At 47.9% G+C, this 17136-nt stretch carries 16 protein-coding genes and 1 pseudogene; 2 read left to right on the forward strand and 15 right to left on the reverse strand.

Translation table 11 applies throughout. From position 1 onward, the window contains the following. Positions 1-50: 50 nt before the first annotated feature. From ACXAFQ_RS02845 to ACXAFQ_RS02910, 14 genes and pseudogenes are all read right to left on the reverse strand, one after another. A pseudogene (locus tag ACXAFQ_RS02845) lies at positions 51-364 on the reverse strand (family 43 glycosylhydrolase); the annotation flags it as partial. A gap of 212 nt (positions 365-576) precedes the next feature. Next, the gene (locus ACXAFQ_RS02850) at positions 577-873 is read right to left on the reverse strand and encodes a hypothetical protein (protein ID WP_474818062.1); all 297 of its coding nucleotides are present in this window, start codon (positions 871-873) and stop codon (positions 577-579) included. Between the two features lie 121 nt (positions 874-994). Continuing rightward, positions 995-1405 carry a hypothetical protein gene (locus ACXAFQ_RS02855; protein WP_474818063.1) on the reverse strand — a complete coding sequence of 137 codons (411 nt, stop codon included), beginning with the start codon at positions 1403-1405 and terminating at the stop codon, positions 995-997. Positions 1406-1410: 5 nt separating this feature from the next. After that, on the reverse strand, positions 1411-1773 hold the full coding sequence (locus ACXAFQ_RS02860) for a hypothetical protein (RefSeq protein WP_474818064.1): 363 nt from the start codon (positions 1771-1773) through the stop codon (positions 1411-1413). A gap of 104 nt (positions 1774-1877) precedes the next feature. Continuing rightward, the gene (gene ylqF / locus ACXAFQ_RS02865) at positions 1878-2894 is read right to left on the reverse strand and encodes a ribosome biogenesis GTPase YlqF (RefSeq protein WP_474818065.1); all 1017 of its coding nucleotides are present in this window, start codon (positions 2892-2894) and stop codon (positions 1878-1880) included. A gap of 262 nt (positions 2895-3156) precedes the next feature. After that, a complete protein-coding gene (locus ACXAFQ_RS02870) occupies positions 3157-4926 on the reverse strand; it encodes a purine-cytosine permease family protein (protein WP_474818066.1) in 1770 nt (589 codons plus the stop codon). Positions 4927-5294: 368 nt separating this feature from the next. Further along, the gene (locus tag ACXAFQ_RS02875) at positions 5295-6611 is read right to left on the reverse strand and encodes a c-type cytochrome (RefSeq protein ID WP_474818067.1); all 1317 of its coding nucleotides are present in this window, start codon (positions 6609-6611) and stop codon (positions 5295-5297) included. 1 nt (position 6612) lies between these two features. Then, entirely contained in the window at positions 6613-8379 is a 1767-nt protein-coding gene (locus ACXAFQ_RS02880) for a GMC family oxidoreductase (RefSeq protein WP_474818068.1), read from the reverse strand. A gap of 13 nt (positions 8380-8392) precedes the next feature. Beyond that, entirely contained in the window at positions 8393-9118 is a 726-nt protein-coding gene (locus ACXAFQ_RS02885) for a gluconate 2-dehydrogenase subunit 3 family protein (RefSeq protein ID WP_474818069.1), read from the reverse strand. Positions 9119-9384: 266 nt separating this feature from the next. Then, a complete protein-coding gene (locus tag ACXAFQ_RS02890) occupies positions 9385-10596 on the reverse strand; it encodes an MFS transporter (RefSeq protein WP_474818070.1) in 1212 nt (403 codons plus the stop codon). 303 nt (positions 10597-10899) lie between these two features. Beyond that, the gene (locus ACXAFQ_RS02895) at positions 10900-12912 is read right to left on the reverse strand and encodes a PAS domain-containing hybrid sensor histidine kinase/response regulator (RefSeq protein WP_474818071.1); all 2013 of its coding nucleotides are present in this window, start codon (positions 12910-12912) and stop codon (positions 10900-10902) included. A 79-nt stretch (positions 12913-12991) separates the two neighbouring features. Next, a complete protein-coding gene (locus ACXAFQ_RS02900) occupies positions 12992-13540 on the reverse strand; it encodes an MFS transporter (protein WP_474818072.1) in 549 nt (182 codons plus the stop codon). A gap of 133 nt (positions 13541-13673) precedes the next feature. Then, a complete protein-coding gene (locus ACXAFQ_RS02905) occupies positions 13674-14396 on the reverse strand; it encodes a 3-keto-disaccharide hydrolase (RefSeq protein WP_474818073.1) in 723 nt (240 codons plus the stop codon). An 81-nt stretch (positions 14397-14477) separates the two neighbouring features. After that, on the reverse strand, positions 14478-15329 hold the full coding sequence (locus ACXAFQ_RS02910) for a LysR family transcriptional regulator (protein ID WP_474818074.1): 852 nt from the start codon (positions 15327-15329) through the stop codon (positions 14478-14480). 92 nt (positions 15330-15421) lie between these two features. On the opposite strand from ACXAFQ_RS02910, the gene ACXAFQ_RS02915 reads away from it, so the two are divergent. Both ACXAFQ_RS02915 and ACXAFQ_RS02920 read left to right on the forward strand, forming a co-directional pair. Next, positions 15422-15637 carry a DUF2798 domain-containing protein gene (locus ACXAFQ_RS02915; RefSeq protein ID WP_474818075.1) on the forward strand — a complete coding sequence of 72 codons (216 nt, stop codon included), beginning with the start codon at positions 15422-15424 and terminating at the stop codon, positions 15635-15637. After that, the gene (locus tag ACXAFQ_RS02920) at positions 15634-15942 is read left to right on the forward strand and encodes a putative quinol monooxygenase (protein ID WP_474818076.1); all 309 of its coding nucleotides are present in this window, start codon (positions 15634-15636) and stop codon (positions 15940-15942) included. The genes ACXAFQ_RS02915 and ACXAFQ_RS02920 overlap by 4 nt, the downstream gene beginning before the upstream one ends. Before the next feature lie 48 nt (positions 15943-15990). On the opposite strand, the gene ACXAFQ_RS02925 is transcribed toward ACXAFQ_RS02920, so the two are convergent. Further along, entirely contained in the window at positions 15991-16968 is a 978-nt protein-coding gene (locus ACXAFQ_RS02925) for a helix-turn-helix domain-containing protein (RefSeq protein WP_474818077.1), read from the reverse strand. Positions 16969-17136 lie beyond the last annotated feature (168 nt).

A 17136-nucleotide genomic window follows, 5' to 3' on the forward strand; every position in this document is an offset into this window, starting at 1 on the left:
GAGGCATTCCGGTAATTTAGGTTAAATATGAAACTGACAGCCTAAATAGGCTAATCGCTTTCATTTTGCCGGAATACGGGAAAGCCTTCCGCATCCCAAAAAATGACGCGAGCACGTGCATGGCGATTAGGGTCGGAAAGGGCTGAACCTCGTAACTTTTGATAGTCGCGGCTATGGTAAATCATCAGATCGGTTACGCCGTCTTCAGCTTTAACAAACTGTTGTGACCTGGTCCGTAGCGGCCTAACTCAGCGCAAGTGGTAAATACAGGTTTCTGTTTTTTTTGCCAGCTAGCAGGGTTTAATAAATCCGCGTTTTCATCTGCCCAGAGTAATCCCATTGCATAGCGATCATCGGTTGCGCTGCACAACAATGGGATTATCGATGGGGGCATAGCGGCAGCCATAGTTGAGAAGGCGCTGCCAAAAAGTAGGGTGCCCAAGACAGCATACAGAAACGGTGTCATCACTTTCCCTGTTAAATGTCATGTTTTAAAGTAATGTAAACTAGCACGACAGACATGAGCGCACACTATCTCACCGTTATAATTCAGCTGTGGGTTTACGATGTGAAACTTTAGTGGGAAAGAACTTCTATCAGGTTGCCTGGATCGGCGAGAATAAATTCAAAACATTGCCCGTCTTTCAATGTAATTTTCACTGCTTCCTGCGATAGTGGGATTAGGCCCCCCCCTCTGGCTGTAGTTCCTTCTACTGAGGTAATATCGGTTTTCGGAAACCGGTAAGGGCCAGGAGCAAAGCTCTGGTTATACGGCGTAAACTGGAAACTATCCTCAGTGATAACCAGCTCACCATCGGCATGCACGACACCTTTTTGTAAAGTAACGGTTAAAGATTTCAGAATTCGGGTCATGGATTTTCTCCCTGTTACGCAATTGCGCAACTGCAATAAAGCTACAAAACAGGCGAGGGTCGGTTAACGGCATTCTGATTTGCAGCGCGACATCAAACAGTACGATATATGTACAGAGGTATCAAGCTGAAGTATTTTCTGTCCATCGTGCTGCATATGGATCTGAATACCGGTAAAGAGAGGTCATGGCAGGCATAGCGATAACCAGCCAGCAGAGCACAGCGATAAACCTGAGAAGCACTTCATTACTGGATACGCTGAAAATCATATATCCGGAAAACAAATAAGCGGCGGTAAAGGCGATAGTAAGCAACCAGAAAAGGGTACGCCAAAACTGCGGATCCAGAAGGGGCTTATTACGCTTTTCAATTACTTCGATAACTGTCAGCAGGATAGCCACAATCAACGGGCTGTAGCGACTTAAAAAGCCGCCAGCGTCTGCTGTAATTTTGAGCTGGAGATAATATAACGCGGGAACGATAAGTGCGGCACCATAAACCAGCACACCAGTTACATTTACTATACGTGGCATGGCTGTTACACCAGCAGGTTGTTAAACAGCAATCCCGGCATGAAAAAGCCGGAAGCGAACACAACAGAGCCGGTAAGCATAAGCGCTGCCACGCAGAATACAGCCTGGCAGCCGAAAACAGCAGGCCGTGCGCTGGCACTGTGTTTTAACATGATTATAGCGAACGTTAAAGCTCCCTGTGCAATACGATAATAATGGTCAAGCCACACCAGCGCTGGTTTAAAGAAAAACAGCAGGAAAGCGAATGCGACTTCTATACCGCCAAACTGCACCAGCATGGCTATTTCCGGTGCGAGAATGCCAATGGCAAGAATGCCCAGTCCCACCGCCAATTTTTGCAACAGCGATAAATCTTCCCAGTTTCTCATAACGTTCCCTCGTAAATAAAAGGCAGCCTGAATCCTATAGTCTGCCCGTTTGCGATTTTATTACAGTAATTGAGTCAAAAATTGTGTCAGCTAAAAATCGGCGCTTAGCGTTGACGCTGCCGATTCTGCTTTTTCATTCGCTTGCTTTGTTCTTCCCGTTTTTCGTTGCGACGCTCTTTACGATCCTGCCGCTCTGGCGTGGCGGAACCCTGTTTGAATTTTTCCTTGCGTTTAGCCTTATCGGCCGCTTTTTTAGCGGCCGCTTCTGACATCTCAATTTTTTCTTTTTCCAGCATCGCAGGGGTTTCCAGAGTGATGCGCCCCAGTTTACCGGCTTGCAATTCGGTGAGCAGAATTTCGCAAATTTTGTGAAGATTCACACGGCCACCAGCCATGATAGCGCCACGAGTACGCGCTGCTGCTTCCAGAAATTCAATTTCGGTATCGGGTAATTCGTCCAGCTTGAAACGGGCTTTCATTTCTTCCGGATAAGCTTTAATCAAATAATCGGCAGCATAGAAACCCACATCATCAAATTCCATGGCGGTATTTTTTACCGCGCCAGATGCCGCAAGGCGATAAATGGAGTTCGGGTTTTCTTGTTTCGGCCACAGTACGCCAGGGGTATCGAACAGAATAATACCGTTACCCAAATTAATGCGCTGCTGCATTTTGGTTACCGCCGGTTCGTTACCGGTTTTGGCGATAGTGCGGTCTGCCAGAATATTGATCAGCGTCGATTTTCCCACGTTAGGAATACCGGTGATCATGGCGTGAATGGCTTTGCCTGGCCCGGCTTTCTGCGGAAACATGTCTTTCACAATGCTAGCAATATGTTTGGCGTTACCAGGATTATCTGTAGAGGTAGTAATGGTGCGCACACCACGTTCGCTTTCAAGGTGCGCTTGCCATTCGGCCACTAATTCAGGGTCGGCTAAATCAAACTTATTCAGAATTTTTAGCGCAGGTTTATCACCACGGATTTTCGCAATTTCCGGGTTTTCACTGGAATAGGGAATACGGGCATCCAGTACTTCAATCAGCACATCTACATCACTGAGTGATTCTTTAATTTCTTTAAGGGCCTTGTGCATATGCCCCGGAAACCAGTGTAACGCCACGGTGTTCTTTCCTGTCAATCTTTAATGGCGGTAGTTTACTTTATTGAGAAAAATTTGCTCGGGGAATTCACGCAGCATTCACTTAATGCTTTCTTTATCGCACTCAGATAACCGGGAAAAGGTGTTTTTCAGCAGAAAACTGATGGTGAAGTATTGTGTTGTTATTATCAGGCTAAAAATGGATTATCAGACGTGACGAAGAAAAAATGAATTAGCCCTGAGCGAAAGAGCTAATTCATTTTTATAAACAACAGCAGCTTAGCTACGCTTTCTCAGCGCCATCACTACTGTCATCTGTACCGTCACTTACACGCATGGCGACCAGTGCCAGTATGAAGTAAGCAAGGGTTAAAGCTATTGCGGTGTAGAAGTAATCCTGCTTCATCACGCTCATTGTGAGCACGTCAGGTGAGGTATAAACCAGTCGCACCGCGCCCATTACCATAAATACGAGAATTGCTCCGGCACCTATGAGTAGCATTTTTGCTGTCCGGGCAGTGTGCAACTGTTCAGGGTCCAGCTCTTCAACCGTTGCTTCGGCACTTTCGGCCAGTCTGTTCAATTCAAAATCAACCAACAGTTTGTCTCGTTCTGCTTGTCGGGTTTCATCCACTGGGTAAGAATCCTTCGCCCCCAACATCCGTGCAATGGGCGGGTATAACACCAGCGCGATAAGGTATTCGGGAAGGAATATGTAATAAAAGCTCATCGCATCGGTAAGTACCATTGCTACAGCAAAAGCAAGCGAGATACCCCAGACAATCAGGGCAGCATAGTTAAGAGGCTGACCCAGATACCGGGACCAGTAACGGGTTAACCCCATCCTGGGTAATATATAGTGCTCTGCAATCGTAATGGCACCAATAGGGCATAAAAGAATTGCACCGTACACCGTGAGTGGCATTACTGACTGTGCGACGAAGGGGAAACAGGCGGCGACAGCAATAACGGCACCAGTAATAGCGGTAACCTTGCTTCTTGAGGTTTTCGGCATAAGTGAATTGGCAGCGAGGCCTGCACGGTATAAACAGGCGTTGGCAGTAGTCCAGCCCGCACAGATTACCGCGAGTAAACCAATGTACCCCAGTGTATGAAACGCCACGTCAGCAGAATCCAGATTCACCAGAGACTTACCGAGGATGATTGCAGCTCCGGCCCCCATCAGCCCCGCGCAAATCCAGCCTAAATAGTGGCCGAGGAACATACCAATACCGGAAAAAACGCCATACCATTTGCGGTGTGCAAAACGGAATGTGGCCATATCAATGAGGCCAAGATGCACCATTGCGCCATTGGCCCACGCAAATGCGGCCACTTCCCACATTGAAATACCGGCTTCGCCTTCGGGGGTTGTGCCCGTCCAGATTGTCTCTTTGGCGATCATAATAAACTCGTCGAAACCTGAAATGCCGCTGCCACCCGTGACATTCAGGCTCAGTGAAGGTAGTGCGATTGCGGCACCACAAACAAAGCAGGTCAGCATCCATGGCGCACAAATCGTAGCGAAATTTGCCATTGCCTCAAAACCGCGAGCGGCAACAAAAACAACAACAGCACTTAATAAAAGGGTAACTACGATAAAAGCAAAGGAGGTGGGGTAAGCTTCGAGCTGTACGGGCAAATCTAACGCAAACCGGACTGCATAGGCTGAGACGGTTATCATTGCAGCCGCGAGGGATCCGTAAAACAGCAAAATAGCGGTGTTGTATATTTTACTGAAATAAGGACCTGTTATCTGTTCAAGATAGCTGAATAAAGTTCGCCGGGTTTCAACGGCAATGGGGGTGGTTACCAGTGTCCAGCTGATTACCGCCAGCAAATTACCGATTAGCAGCCCCATCAGCAGTTCCATGGTGCCTACGCCCATGGTGACAAAGGTAATACCGATAACAAATTCGGTGGCCGCGATGTGCTCACCACCGAAGAGGCCGGCGAAGTAACGCCATTCCCGTACATAGTGAGCGGCGGGCGGAATAGCGCCTCTGAGATGACCTGGGCGTTTAGGTTTTGCAGTACTGATAGTTTTGGACATAACTTACTTGTACTTTTCCTTGTAGTGGTGACCTTTTATATTTCACTTTACAGCAGAAAAGTTATCCAACGTTTTCATCGACCATGCGATACGGCATAAATCGTTAAGCAGACTAATGCAAACGCAGGAATATTACACTTTTGCTGCACACGAAATCAGGCGTTGTTTTAATTTTGTTAATATACTTCTCTTTGTTACGGATGAAAATACTATTTCGCTTAGATTTAATTTTGAAATATATTTGCCGAAATCAGGCGTAGCCCTTAATTGCACAAATCTTCTGTTCTGAATGAACGCTTCACGGTTCATTCGAACACCATAGAAAACCAGAAAGCTAAGGCGAGGTGTGCTAACCTCGCCTTATACTATTATTCAGCCTGAACCAGTTTATTCCGGGCTTTGAGCTTTTCTCGCACGTCGGCAACCGATGATTCCGTTACCGGAATAGCAGCGTTACCCCAGCTATTGCGAATGTAGTTGAGAATATCTGCTATTTCACGGTTATTCATTTTCCAGGCGAAGGACGGCATGCCTGCCGCAGTGGGTTTCATCTCTGTAGATGGGGCGCGAGCCCCTAATAACATGGCATGCAGCAGATTGGTCGGGTCATCATTCAGTATGCTGCCATTATGTATGAAAGAGGGCACCATTCCTTTTATACCTTCACCTTCAACACCATGGCATGCCGCGCAGTTTATCTCATAGGTTAGTTCCCCGCCGGATGTGGTGAGTGACGGTGCGCTTTCAGAAACTGACTTTCCAGAAGGTGGCTTTCCGGAAGGTGCTTGGGCCTGAAGATATGTAACAAGCGAGTCAATATCGTCGCCCCTGAGGTACTGCAAAGAGAATTCGATGGCTTCCGCCATGGGACCTGCCGCTACTGCATGGCCGTTAGTACCGGTGTGCAGATAAGCAGCTAATTCATCTGCACTGCCACCAACCAGCGTGCCAGGATTAGGTGTGATATCCGGCGCATACCAGTCGCCCATATTGTAGCCTTGAAAATACTGGTCGTTCTGTTCCGCGCCAAGCAGATTTCGCGGTGTATGGCACGTTCCGCAGTGGGCAGGGCCCTCTGATAAATAAGCACCTCTGTTATACGCCTCAGACTGATTTGGATTATGGGCGAATCCTTCGTTTTCGAAAAACAGCAGGTCCCAGCCAGCCATGGCCAGACGAATATTGAAAGGGAAACTCATTCCTTCGGTTTCGTTAATTTCGTGACGGACAGGTGTAATGGTGGACATATATGCCCAGAGTGCATGCATGTCGTCGTCAGACATTTTGCGGTAGGCAGTAAAAGGCATCGCCGGATAAAGTAACCCGTGTGAGCCAATACCCTGACGTATCGCATTATAAAAATCCCGCTCTGTCATATCACCAATGCCCGTTTGGGGGTCGGGAGTAATATTCGAACTTGTCAGTGAGCCAAAATTTGTGGCGATTTCGTAACCTCCGGCAAAGTCACCGTTTGATTCAGTGTGGCAAGCCACACAATCCCCGGTGCGCATCACATATTCGCCCCGGGAAATTAACGCCTTGTCATCGAATACTACATCTTTAAGTGGTGTTGTATTATCAGCCACGTCAGACGCGCTCGTATCCAGCGCGTTATAAAGCAATATTCCCGAAACGGCAGCAATTACCACCATAACAGCGCCTATTCCTTTTAGTTTTGAAGACATATCAGGCCCCTATTAATTTGCCGGTTCGTTGCATATATTGTTCGTGAATAGCTCTGGCCGCTTTCACGGCCAATGCTCCGACAGTAAGAGTAGGGTTGTAGCCACCATTATTCGGAAAGGCTGATGCTCCAACTACAAACACGTTAGGAACGTCCCAGCTTTGCAGATGAGTATTGACTGCTGATGTAGCGGGATCTGCGCCCATTACCGCACCGCCACAGGTATGAGAGCTGCGCTGCATGTAAGGATTCCAGCTGGTATCTGTCTGCTTATTAACCTCAATATGCTGACCACCGGCTTCGACCATAATTTCTCTGGCTTTGTCGGTGACGTGTTTTATCATCTGCGTATCATTTTTATTCCAGTCAAAAGTCACCCTCATTAATGGCTGGCCGTGGCGGTCCTGATAGTTTGTGTCGAGGTCCAGGTATGCCTGCTGAACCGGCATCGACGTGCCCTGGCAAAAAATAGTCGCGGAGGTTTGGTAGTGTTGTGAATACGCTTTCTTCCACTCGGAGCCCCAGCGTTTAGTCCCTTTTGGCAATTCATCCATATGCGCAATCGGGCGGCCGTCGGTGCTATAGCCCATGACGCCTGCACCGCCGATAAAGCCAAGTCCACTGTGATCAAAATTGTCCCCGTTGAAGTCATCTATCTGCACGCCGAGCGCACCCGCTCCGATAAACGGATTCATTTTCTGATCAGGGAAAAAAGCCTTAACTGTAGAGCCGGTTTGATAGTTGTAGTTGCGCCCAACCGTGCCTTCCCCGGTTTTTACATCGTAAGGTTTGCCAATTTTTGACAGCAGCATCAACCTCACATTATCCATCTGGTACGCCGTAATACACACCACGTCAGCGGGTTGAAAGCCAACCTCACCATCACGGGTAATGAAGCTTACTCCCCGTGCCATTTTGCCGTCATCATGTTTAACAGCATGAAGGACTTCAGTTTCGGTCAGTAATGTAAAATTCTTCCGGCGCATCAGAACCGGCAGAATACACGCTTGTGGAGACGACTTTGAAAAGTTGCCGCAGCCGTGGAAATCACAGAAACCACAATAGGTGCAGGGCCCCATCGTAACTCCCAGATCATTAGTATAAGCTTCTGACAAATTTCCTGCCGGAACGGTAAAAGGGTGATAGCCCATTTTCTGAGTGGTGCTGCGGAATTTGTCCATCCAGTGAGAATCTTTGAGTGGAGGCGTCGGATAATCCCTTGACCGCGGTCCTTCGAAAATATTGCCGCCGGTTTGTTTAGCGCCATTAATGTTACCCGCTTTACCAGAAGTGCCGGCAATCCGTTCGAATCGATCATAAAATGGCTGCATGTCGTTGTAGGTAACGCCCCAATCCTGCAACTGCAATCCCTGCGTGTACTTTTCACCATAGCGTTCACGGGTCTTTGAAGCGACTTCAAAATCCCACGGCAGGAAACGCCAGCTCATGCCTGCCCAGTGGGTTCCTGCACCACCTACGTTCCAGCCAAACTGGTACGCTGACCAGTTGCGAACCGGCGCCGCTGTCTGGCTAGGGTTGTTGCGGAATGTTGTTGTCTCAACACTCATTGGCTGAAGTAGTTCTCGCCGGGTGTGCCATTTCAGCTCATCAGGATCGACGGCCGGGGGAAAATCGGTAGAGGTGTCGCGCCAGGCTCCGCGTTCGATACCTACAACACTGAGCCCGGCGCGGGTAAGTTCTTCGGCCATAATGGAACCTGCCCAGCCCATTCCCACGATAACGACATCTGCTTTTGCTCTGTTATTCATGCGATCCTCCAGATTATTCGCCGGGGATCAGGCTTACAGGGATTAACTGCAAATCCTGATTTCGTTTATCAACATACTTTCGATAGTCATACCGGGCGCCCGGAAATCCAATCATCTTCCAGCCTGCCATTGCCTGGTTTCCACCATACACAGGATCAGCAAGATAACTTTCCCTCACGTTCTGTAGCATCAGCTCGAAAAAGGCTTGTCCATGCACACCGTTATCCAGCGAAATTTCACCAGCTTCAAGTTGTGTAAGTACAATATCTAAACGCGCATGCTCCAGTTCTGCGATATCTTTTCCTTCGGTTCTGGCAACATAATTACGCAACGCGCGAATCCCTGATGCGTAGCGTTCTCTCGGCGTAGAGAGAAATTGCGGAGAGCCCATGATGGCTTCTTCGTTTTCAGGCTTCAGTGGCTTATCGAGATAAAGGGCTTTTCCAGCGCCGTAGTCGCCGGCAAGTTGACTATCCAGAAAGCGTAACGCACCTGACTGAGAAGCTGACGGGCCATGTTCATCAGCGGGGATAAGGCGGTCGAACACAGCTGCGAGAGCGTTTCTGTCACCTTCATCAGTGAGTACATGCCAGCGCGAGGTATCAGCGGGGTGGGGAAGGTGATCGCTACTTTGCTGGGTTTTATCAGGAAAACTTTTGAGTTCTTTCGCATTAGCGCTGGACAGTGATACTACAGCCGCAACTTTCCCCATAGAGAGGAGTGCGTCCCGACGATCCATAATGTCTCCTTACGGACAAAAGGCCAAGCCACTGCAGTGCAACCAGTCGCGACGCAGAGATTCAGCACAAAGTCTGGTGTGAAAATAGAGTAGATAGCGGGAAGGCTGCAATTTTCGCAAAGGGAAATTTGAGTTTATCCCGCCTATCAGGGTGGTTTTGAAACTTTTATGTCAAATTAGAGGTTTTGGATTTTTTATTTCATGCACTTGCAGTCAACTAACAGATTTTGTAGATGAATAACTAATCCTGTGTTGCTGCTACCTGGTTAGGATGATGCGGCAGCTTTTGCAGTGGCAGGCTGTTTTTGCTTTCTGAACGGGTCGGTGTAGTAAAGTGCAATCCATATCACAACACCCGCCAGTGAAAGCGCGATGGCAACATAGCCACAAGCCGCCCAGCCCAAACGTGTGCCTGTTACCGCCATGCCGGCGAGCCAAGGGCCAATTGCATTGGCAACGTTGAATGCGGCCTGATTTGCAGCACCGGCCAGAGACTGGGCGTTGCCGGCAACATCCATTAAGCGGGTTTGCAGTGGTACTGTCATACCGCCACCAAAACCTACCAGAAATAGCGCTAGCCCCATCAGCAGGCCATTATGTACAGATACCGCATACACGCCGCCGGCGATGCCCAGTACCAATTGAAAGCCTAATGCGGCAATAAGTAATCGCCCACCGGCAACTTTACCCGCAAGATAATTACCCAGCGTGATTCCGAGTCCATAACACAACAGAATAATGTTGACGCCCCATTCCGGGTTACCGATGTTTTCCAGATAAGTAGCACTGGCAAATGAATAAACGGAGAACATGCCACCAAAACCGATGGCACTCATTAGCAGTACCAGAAGCACATTTTTGTTTTTCAGTGCCCCCAGTTCTGTCAGCGGATTAGCGTCTCTGTTCCAGCCTCTGTAAGGTGCTGTCTTCCAAATCATAATGAAGGTTATCGCCGCCAGCGCAGTGATCAGATAAAATCCGCTTCGCCAGCCCAGGTATTGTCCAATCGCGTTAATAACAGGTACACCGATTACGTTTGCGATGGCTAATCCCAATAAAATATGACTTACAGCTTCTGCCCTTTTTGCTCGTCCGGCAATGTCGGCAGCAAACAACATAGCAATGCCAAAGTAGGCGCCGTGGGGTAGCCCGCTGATGAAGCGCGCAAGGTTCATGAAGGTAATGTCTGTGGCGAAAGCTGTTAAAAGATTGCCACAGGTGTAAGCCAGCATCAGTGCCACCAGCATATATTTTCGTGGAAAACGGGAACAGAAAACGGTGATTAGCGGTGCACCAACCACAACACCAAGGGCATAGGCACTGATTGCTGTGCCAGCTACATCCTCAGAAATATTGAAATCATTAGCGAAGTAGGGGAGCAAGCCCATTGCAGCAAATTCGCTGGCACCAATGGCGAATCCGCCAAATGCGAGCCAGAAAGTAACTGCGAGCAGACTGTATTCTTTTTTATGCGACATAAATAAATTCCGTGAAAATGGTCACGACAGACCTTGCGAAATAATGAAAGCTGGCGGCATCGTCAACGCTAATAAAACAAGCACTGACTGCAGTCAGAAGCAGGCTTACTCTCACACATACCCGTTAATGCGACAGAATACGATTTTTTTGGAATTATTATTTTAGAGTATGTGTTTTCGAAAAGTAATTTTCATATGTCGTCGTTACGACGAGCGCAGAAAATAGTTCAGATTTAACCTGAAAAAGAATTTTATTAGCAAATTCATAACAATAGGTGATGCTAATGAACCGTTAGGTTAGTCTTAAGCTTGGTTTTCTAATTTAGATTGCTTAATCTGCTCAATCAAAGGCACCAGATCATTCACGTTAAGGGGTTTGACAAGATGGTGATGAAAACCAGATTCTTTGGAGCGTTGAATGTGGTCTGGCTGACCCCATCCCGTTTGTGCCACAAATGTCGCATTTTTCAGCGCAGGTATTTTTTGAAGCGCGATGCATAAATCATAGCCATTCATACCCGGCATACCAATATCCAGTAAAAATAAATCCGGCGTCAGCTGCTCTACCGCTGCCAGCGCTGAAGGACCATCTTCAACAACGATGACATCGCAACCCTTGGCTTCGAGTATCCATCCCATCGTGATAGCGGCGTCCTGATTATCGTCAGCAATAAGCACAGAAAGCGAGGATTCAGCAGCATCCGGTGACTTCGTATCAAAAACCGGAGAATGGGGGGCGATTTGATTATCAGCAGCTACCTGCGGAAAGGAGACGGTAAAACAGGTTCCGTTGCTGTCACTCTGTACCGTAATATCACCGTCGTGGAGCTCCACAAGTCGCTTAACCAATGTCAGACCAATTCCCAGCCCGCCCTGAGAGCGCTCCAGCACACCTTCAATCTGTGAAAACATATCAAATATATCAGGTAGCTTTTCCTGCGGGATACCAACGCCGTTGTCGCTGATTTTCACAACTATGGTACTGCCGGTTGCAATTACCTCAATTTTAATTTTACCGCCATCCGGGGTGTATTTTGCCGCATTGTTAAGAATGTTAGTGAATATCTGCGCGAGCCGGATGTGGTCTCCATAAACCCACGCCCCGTCAGGGAGACTAACAGTAACGGTATGCTGGTTTTCATCTATCAATGGCTGGGCTGTTTCGATGGCATCCTGAACAGCTTCACAGATATTTAATGAAGCCCGGTTCAAACGAATTTTCCCACGGGTAATGCGGGAGACATCCATCAAATCATCAACCAGGCGCACCATTTGTAAAACCTGACGTTCGACCAGTCTGAACGCTTCCTGTTTCTGGTTTGATGAAAAAGAATCCGTCCGGATAATTTCCAGTGAATTGCGGATTGGCGCGAGCGGATTTCGAAGTTCGTGTGCCAGCGTTGCCAGAAATTCATCTTTACGTCTGTCGGCTTCCTGCAGCGCGTTCAGTGCATTCTGTTCTGCCGTGATGTCTACGCCAACGCCAGGGAAACTAACAGCCTCGCCGTTATCGTCATAGATAGCTTTGCCACGAAACGCCCCCCACCGGATACTGCCGTCTTGCTGTAAGACTCGATAGCGGTGATCGTAGAACTTGCCGTTGGTAATACTTTCCTGAATCCTCTTATTAACGTCATCGATATCATCCGGATGGATAGATTCCTGTGGACGCTCAATCGGTACGCCTTGCTCAGCCTCTTCAGGTGTCAGGTTGAAAATTTCACCCAAACGCTGGTCACAAACAAAGAGGTTATTTTTGATATCCCAGTTCCAGATACCAAAACTGTGTGATGCCTCAAGAGCCAGGCGCTGTCGTGACTCTGCCTCCCTTGCTATTTTTTCTGCCTCATAGCGCTCTGTAATATCCCGGGTTGAACCAGTAATCGCTTCCACATTGCAGTCGGCATCAAATACAGGGACAAATTTATATTCATACACCCGTAGACCATGCATACCATGATAGGGCACATCACCTCTCAGTGGCTTTTTCGTCGTGATAACCTGTTTAATCTCACGCATGTGCATGTCAGCTTGCCACTTTTCATAATTTAACTCATACAGGCTTTTGCCAATGGCTTGTTCCCACGTTATTCCCCAGATATCCAGTAACGCATTGTTCACGTAGGTGAAACGTCCTTCAAGATCAAAGGTATAAACGGGATCAGGGTTATGGGAGAGGGCTGCTTCATAAAGACGCTGTTGTTTGAGAAGACATGCTAATGCCTCGCTAGAGACTTGAAGTTGGCTTTCAGCACTGTGTGGTGTTAGTAATTCTGGAATACGACTAACCGGGAGTTCTGCACTTGAGTTTTTCAAGCATCTCTCAATTTTTCTGCTTATTAGAATTCTATCCTAGTGCAGAACGCAATAGTGTGCGACATATTTCATCACTTATTTAGCCGTGAACCTGATATTTCTGATAAGGGACAAATCTGCTTAACACCAGTACCAGTACAAGCAGCGGAATTAGCAGTAAAAGCGCGGTGGGCAGGCTAGAATGCTCAGCAATTAAGCCGATACTCGCAGGCCCTAAAAGCACTCCGGAAAATCCGAGAGTGGATACGGCGGGCACGGCGGTACTCTGGGGCATGGCAGTCTGGTTAGCAATGGCGGTGAACATCACCGGCACCACATTTGCTGCACCTAGGCCAATCAAGAAATAGCCCGCAATTGATGTAACTGAATAAGGCATCGCCAGCAGTATTACAAGACCAATTGCGGAAGTCAGCGTGCCTGCAATCACCACACGAACCCCGCCAAATTTCGACACCACGGTATCACCAGTGAACCTGCCGGCGGTCATCGCAATGGAAAAGGCGGCAAACCCGAGGCCACCAAGATTGATTGGCAACGACCGGTATTCAGTGAGGAACAGACTGCTCCAGTCGAGCACAGCGCCTTCTGCAAGAAAGAAACAAAAACAAATGGTGCCGATGGCTAACACGGCGCCTCGCGGTAACGCGAAAGCCGGGCCAGTTTGTTGCTCGCTTTTAAGCCTGCAAGGACGATGATGCTGGCTGATTTATCCGGCGAAGTTCTGTCGGCATCATACTATGTAGTACTACCTTTAATAAATTCTATAACTCTCGTATCTTAATGTTGCGGAAATAAATGGGGGAGGTCCATTCCTGTAGCACGATATGGCCTTTGCTAGACGCGCTGAATTGAGGCAGTTCTTTAAAACGGGATTGCGCCAGCCAATTTTTCCATTCACTACTTTTGAAGTCGACTGAAGCGGTGAGGGTACCATTCAGGTAGAACTCAACTTTGCCGTTGTTCTGTTTGATCACCGAGTGATTCCATTGACCGTCGCTGTGCACTTTTGCCGTTGTCAGTGGAGAGGTGTATCCAAAAATATCCCCGGAACGCTTAGCCGGGTCGTCGTTATCTTTATGAGCAGTGCCTAATAGCTGGTACTCAGGGCCAGTTTGCCAGGCAATAGGATGTTCAGGTGTTTCCTGCACATTAATAAACACACCGCTATTGCCCTCTACCGGTGATTTCCATTCAAACTGCAGCTCGTAGTTTTCAAAGACTTTGTCGGTTGCCAAATCACCGTGTTGAACATCGCTGGCTTTCAGGTTCACAGTTAATACGCCGTCCTGTACTTCCCAGGCGGATTTTGCATCAGGATGCTGAAACGGATGCCATCCTTTTGTTGTATTGCCATCGAATAACAGCTGCCAGCCTTGCGCTTCTTCAGTAGGGGAAAGGGCATTGATTTCGCCAAAGGCGTTAAAGCTGGAAGCAGAAACTGTGAGGGTTGCTGCTACGCCGAACCAGGAAGCACGGGACATCATATTGTTACCTTAATCAAATTTTTAACAAGAATGCCACAATTAGTAAAACCAGGCTATTAGGGTAAGCTCAATTGTCGATTGTTAAAGTGCAATGGATTTTCCGCAAAGTACTGGCGCTTTTTCGCAATACTCTTGAAGTATTTCAACTAAATCTCGTGAAAGTTTGGGCAAGGGGTTAAACGGCCAAAGCGCTGAGATGGGGCGGGTGAATAGCACATCCGATAAATAGCAGACCCTGGTTTCGGATCCTGAACCCAAATGTTGGATCTCTGTCATTGGCAGAAGCGCTGCTCCATGCCCAGCCGCTACAAATTTCCTGGCCAAGGTGATGTCGCCAACATAAGAAACCTGGCCATATTCCGCTAAAGCCGAATCAACAGCTGTCAGGCCAGCAAGTTGAGCCGAAGTATAGGGCAGAAACAAATGCTGCTTCTTGTGTGTTGCTGAGCCTACAACGCGTACTGCAATACTACCAAGCCGTTTGTGGAAATATGCGGAGTCGGTCAGTTCACCCACTCTTATGGCCAAATCAAACTGTTTTTGACTCAGCAAGTGATTTGCATTGCCTGGCTCGATGTTAAAAGTGACTTTCGGATGGGTTTTATGAAAGTCACTGAGCGTTGAAAACAGTTCGTCGACCATTAGGTTCTGCGGGCAAAGCATCGTCAAAGAGTGGGATGTTTGATCACTGCTTCGTGTCACGCCATCGCGGATAACTTGCAGGCTGGTGGCATAATCATTGTGCAACTGCAAACCGAAAGCGGTTAATTGAATGCCCCGCGCTGAGCGTTTCATCAACGGCTTGCCCAGTTTGTTTTCCAGTGCTGTGATACGTTTTGACAATGTTGAAGGGGAGAGTTTGAGATCCTCCGCTGCCTTCGCAAAACTGCCTCTTTCTACTATTTCTGCAAATAACAGTAAATCGTCCAGCACAGTAAATCCTTCATGTTTAGCTTTCCCAAATCGATATTCTATGGTGATTCGGCTTACGTACAATTGCAATGACTTCACAAAGGAGAATCACTATGGAACGTTTAGTTTTTACCGGCATTTTTTCATTTTGTTTGTCGGGCATGATGTCAGGCTGGGTCACTTACATTAATCTCGGGCTCAGTGCTACGTTTTTGCATTCCTGGTCGCTGGCATTTGTTAACGCATGGCCCGCGGCGTTTGTGGCGGCGTGGCTGATTAATCCGCTGGTGCGTGTCTTAACGGCCAAAATCATGAGAGGTGCATCATGAAATCTGCTGAAAGCAAACTGCACATCGTGGCAAGAATAACGCCCAAACCAGAATGTTATGCTGAAGGGCTGTCAGCTATTCGTGGAATATTAGCCCCAACCTGGAAAGAAGCGGGATGCATTCAATTTGACGTTTTCGAAGACCGGGAAAATGGCGAATATGTACTGATAGAAATATTTGAAAGTGAAGCGGCATTGCAATTTCACTATCAACAAACATACACAAAGCAGGTATTCGAGCTGTATGAGCGCATTCTCGATAAGCCCCCTGCGGTGTCCCGGCTAGTCCCTGTCGAGCCGGCTTAGTATGCTGAATTCGGACGATTTAAACGAGTTATTGTTACAGCGAGATAGCTAAGTTCTTCTCACCGAACGAGCGAGGGTTTTTGAAGGCACTTCGCCAAACAACTTCTGATAATCCCGGCCGAACTGTCCGGGATGCCAGAATCCCCTTTGAATTGCGATGTCTGAAATTTTGGCGCCTGTTTTTGCGTTAAGCAGGTCACGGTGCACCTGGTTAAGGCGACTCGTTTTTATAAACTGAAGGGGGCTCATCCCAAGTTGCGATTCAAAGCTGTATTGCAACGTACGCCGACTCACATGAGCAGCTTCACAGAGTTCTGTTATAGTCATGGCTTTGTCAGGGTTTGCTTCGATATAGGCTTTTACGGTTTCAATCACTCGCTTTCGTTGCTCGTAGCTCCGCGGGGCTGATTTGTCGTAGTGGGGAATGGTCAGTACTTCCAGCAGCGTCTGAATGAATCTTTCGGTTTGTATTGCTACAGGGATTGAGTGATTATCTTTCTGGACCTGCAACGCGAGCAACAGGTCAATATGCTGAGAAAGGCGCAGCTCCTGATCCTGTGTAAGACAGACCTTCGCTTGTTCAGCCGATATATCCGGCACTGTAACTCCGAGTGTTTCCGCAGCCTTTCGCAGTGTCGAGGTTGATATCACCACACCATAAATCTGAAATTCATCCGGTGTAACCAGTTCAAAATCAACCGCACCCGGCTGACACATGAGTTGATTATCACTAACTTCAAGTCCATTGATGCGGGGAAGGAGGTCCTGCGAAGAACGTACCGGCAGACCAAGCCAGATGGCATCCGCTCTTACTTTGCATTGCTGTCGAAGTGACTGGCTGGTGGTTTCCTTGAACACCTGAAGATCCTCAAACGGTAATTCCTCGATGACGCCCGAAAAAGCCCCCGCACTGATCTGATCATAGCGCTGCTGCCAGTTGACCAGATTTTCTGCCTGTTCTTGTGCATCCCTGGCCGTGTAGATGCACTTAGATGGTGCGACGTGATCGTTATCTGACGGCTTCATCGGCTTAAAACCTCATTGGAGTACGCATTTTCCCTGTTGTCTCACTTCTAACATCCTGATAGGTAGTGATTTTTAAAATATTGCCAAAATTTGATATTGGCGTGGTACAGCTCTCGCTGCATTCAGTATTAAGAATTAGAACAAAATCTGTGTGTCAGGTGCAAGCCA

The organism is Alteromonas sp. ABH2_165 (assembly GCF_056159945.1).